We start from the raw sequence: 3,618 nt of genomic DNA, 5'->3' as shown, positions 1-3,618 counted from the left end.
GCTTTTTACAGGGTATATCCTCCGCACAATGGCGTTGAGACCATAAAAATGGGACAGGCTGACTCAGAACCCAAGAGAGTGGCTTTAATGCTGACGGCGCAAAACAGGACAACAGGAGAGATGTTCGATATTTTCTGCCCGAACGCTCTTGTTCTTGGATTGCCGCTCGGTTTAAAGGAAAAAGCGTTCCAGACTGGCGGAATTAAAATCGGTATTTTTACCGACGAATCGCTGGACTATGCAATCGAAACAACAAGCATAAAAGGGACGAATATACAGGCTTAAACATTGGGGTCGCAAGACCCCTTTGCAATTATAAAACAACGAGGTGAAACATGGCCGTAAATAAAGACCTTGCAAAAATAGAATCAGACGCGCGCTCAATACTTGCGATATTACCCAGGGCAGGGCAGATACGTTTCAAGAAAAAGCTTGGGCCGGTAACTTATAACAAAACATATAAGCTCCGCCCGTACGCATTAAAAGACAGGATTTTTCTTGCGGAAAAGTACGGCGAAAAGAACCTTGTATCCATTTTCTCTGACCCCAGCTCGATTAGTTTTATTAGAATCCATGCTGACATAGTTTTTAATGCCATGAGCGAAAAAGATAAAAGGGATTTTAAAACATTTGAAAAGTTTTTAGAGCGCATAGACAGCCCTGCGCGCGAGGTTGAAATGCTTTTGATTGCGCTTGAGCTTCGCGGGATTGCAGAGAATCCGAAACTTACGGCTGAGGAACTTAAAGAAGTCCTTGACGGCATAAAAAAAAAGTAGATATTGACCCTGATGAATACGTTATTGACTGGCGACAGATTGAATATGATTTTTTAGAAACGTTTGGCAAAGATTACAGTTGGCTTGTGGAACAGCCCGAAAATAAAATTTACCAGTTGATACGGGAAAAAAGGATGAGGGAAATACGTGAGGAAATGGAAAGGATTTTAAGAACGCCGGGCGCAGGTGAAAAAGCTATTGAAAGTCTGGATAGGGATCATCCGGTACGCAGGGAATACGTAAGGATTAAAAATTATGCTCGCGAAAAAGAATTAAAAGAACATAAACGAATACGGGAACAAATAAAAAAGGCGAAAGGCGGTTAAAGTGTCAAACATTATCGGCGACCTGCTTGTCAAGCTCGGAATAGACACTAAGGGCGTTGAGCAGGGTGAAAAGCGGGCCAATAAATCGGCTAAGAGTATTGCAAAAGTAATGGGCGCGCTAAAAGTTGGCGCAATTGCCGCTGGAGCAGCAACTGTTGCCGCCGTTGCTTTTTCAATTAACGAATACCGAAAGGCCGAAGTAGTAACGGCCCGCCTTGCAGGTCTTTTAAAAAACATGAACGGCGCGACAAAAGATACGATGAAATCTTTTGCCGACATGGGGAACGTAATACAAGACAAGTCTGCGTTTGGTAATGATGAAATAGTATCGGCTATGACGGACGTATTACAGATTACAAAAGATTATAACGTGGCTCTTGCAAGCGGGCAAAATATAGCTGACTTTGCGGCGGGCGCGAACCTTGATTTAAGTACATCCGCCATGCTTTTAGGGCGCGCGTATAACGGCGATACGACAATGTTGAAAAGATACGGCGTTACGCTTGCCGAGGGCGTAAAAGGGACTGAAGCGCTTGCCAAAATACAGACACAGTTTGCGGGGTCTGCTGCTAAACAATTAGATACCGTATCCGGGCGGTGGACTGCGATGAAAAACGTTATTGGTGATGTCGCAAAAACTGGCGGCCGTGAACTGGCCCCCGCCATTATAATCGCACTTAAAAATATACACGCGGGGTTTAAATCGCTTGAAGACAGCGGGGCTGTTGCGTCTATTGCTGATACGCTTGGGCGTACGGCTGCCGTTACTATCCCAGCGTTTGTTATGACTGTAAAGGATATGTTTAAAGACATAAATAAAGCCGCTAATGAAAATAAAGGAAGTAAAGACCCTGTTGGGAATGCTATGCAAAAGCTGTTTGGGATAAGCGCAGCAGATATGAAAAAAATGAACGACGGATTTTCAAAAGGCGCGGCTGGTCCAGATTTAAAAGATAGGTCGTCGTTTGCACAAAATTACGCAAAACATCTTGCAGACCTTGAAGCGCAGTATAATAATACAAAAGAAAGCATAAGCGAATTTACGCAGACTTTAATTGAAGAGGATGAGGCACTTACAGCTGATGACGAAGCCAAAAAGAAAGCAATCGAATTACAAAAAGAATACGAAGGCACGTTTAATTCCACGTACGGAAGCATGGAAGGAATCATAGGAGATTTTTATGAAACCGTAACAGACACAGAATTAACCGCAAATGAAAAAATGGCTGAGATATTAAAAATGGGGTTGACGGCGGTACTTGACGCCGTGGGAATACAGTTACAAGCTTATATGCTCGCGGAAACGGGAAAAGCAATAGCAACGGGGGGACTTACGGCGGGAACTGTTGTCGGTATGGCCGCGCAGATTGCGGCTGTGGAAGGACTTAAAGCCGCTGTCGGGTCTATATCGCTTGCGAACGGGGGTATAGCTTACAGTCCTGTAAACGCCGTTGTCGGAGATAACCCGCACGGGCCTGAAGTGATTGCGCCGTTACATGAATTACAACCTATGATACAACAAGCCGTAAACTCGGGGAACGGTGGAAACGTAAGTTATAACGCGCACGTACACGTTGATAATTTGCAAGACCCTAAAAAAATAATGCGTGAACAAATCGCGCCAGCGTTTAAAGAATTTATTATCCAACATCACGGCGGTAAAATTTCCCGGGCAAACGGAACGCCTACATTTTGAGGAGACTATATGAAAAACAGACCGCTTAAAGCTAAATACAACATGAGATTGAGAACTGATATACAGGACTTTTTGCCTGTTATTGGCGGGGCAACGCCGTCAAAACAAATAATATCTTTTAACGCGGAAAATCTTGCAACAGGGATAATATCATACGCCGGAGATGGAACGTTGACAGCCGACAGGGTTTTTGCGTATCACGATACGTCTTGTTTAAAAATTGACCTTATAGACGGCGACACGGGAACCATAACAATAAACGGTAACTGGGATTTAAAATCGTTGTCCGTAACGGATCAGGATTACGCGCGGGTTTACAGGACAGGCAAAAGCGAGAACAGAAAGGACAGATTATTTTTTGTTTTAAACGAAATGCTCAGAAACAAAGTTGCTGACGGATTTTTGTATATAAAGCCGTCTTTTTATAGCGGGACAAAAAAAGCAACAGCGCACGTAGGAAACCCATTGTCCGCGTTATACATGACCGCATATATGCAAAAAGAGGCGGCATGGCAAAAAAAGCAAAGTGATTTAGTATCAGGTATAAACGGTTATGATTATACAGGCGGGTTTGCTGACGGAGACTGGGAGCATATAACAAAAATAGAGCTACGACTACAAGCGACTTTTAACGGCACTGAAACTATAACATATTATTTACAGGACGCGTATCTTGCTTTACCTGCGTATAATCCTTATGACGCAGGGCTTTATGTCTCGGACGCCTATTATCCTGATGTGCATGAGCCTTATGATACTGGCGCGGGGGCGGTGTCCGGTAACGCTATATTTGTTTCTCAGCTTTTTGGTAACGACGCAA

5 protein-coding genes are annotated in these 3,618 nt (G+C 43.8%); all 5 read left to right on the top strand.

Annotated elements, in window-relative coordinates:
• The coding region (locus M0Q17_RS10905; RefSeq protein WP_295086764.1) for a hypothetical protein at positions 1 to 285 on the top strand (285 nt) is incomplete at its 5' end.
• 50 nt (positions 286 to 335) lie between these two features.
• On the top strand, positions 336 to 776 hold the full coding sequence (locus tag M0Q17_RS10900; protein WP_295086762.1) for a hypothetical protein: 441 nt from the start codon (positions 336 to 338) through the stop codon (positions 774 to 776).
• Between the two features lie 86 nt (positions 777 to 862).
• Positions 863 to 1,102 carry a hypothetical protein gene (locus M0Q17_RS10895; protein WP_295086760.1) on the top strand — a complete coding sequence of 80 codons (240 nt, stop codon included), beginning with the start codon at positions 863 to 865 and terminating at the stop codon, positions 1,100 to 1,102.
• A 1-nt stretch (position 1,103) separates the two neighbouring features.
• Entirely contained in the window at positions 1,104 to 2,798 is a 1,695-nt protein-coding gene (locus tag M0Q17_RS10890; RefSeq protein WP_295086758.1) for a hypothetical protein, read from the top strand.
• Between the two features lie 9 nt (positions 2,799 to 2,807).
• The coding region (locus M0Q17_RS10885) for a hypothetical protein (RefSeq protein WP_295086756.1) at positions 2,808 to 3,618 on the top strand (811 nt) is incomplete at its 3' end.

It is taken from the genome of Sulfurimonas sp., from assembly GCF_023229105.1.
In the GTDB taxonomy this organism is placed as follows: domain Bacteria; phylum Campylobacterota; class Campylobacteria; order Campylobacterales; family Sulfurimonadaceae; genus Sulfurimonas.
The sequence above is the reverse complement of the archived record's forward strand: the minus strand, read 5'-3'. Positions and strand labels throughout refer to the sequence as shown.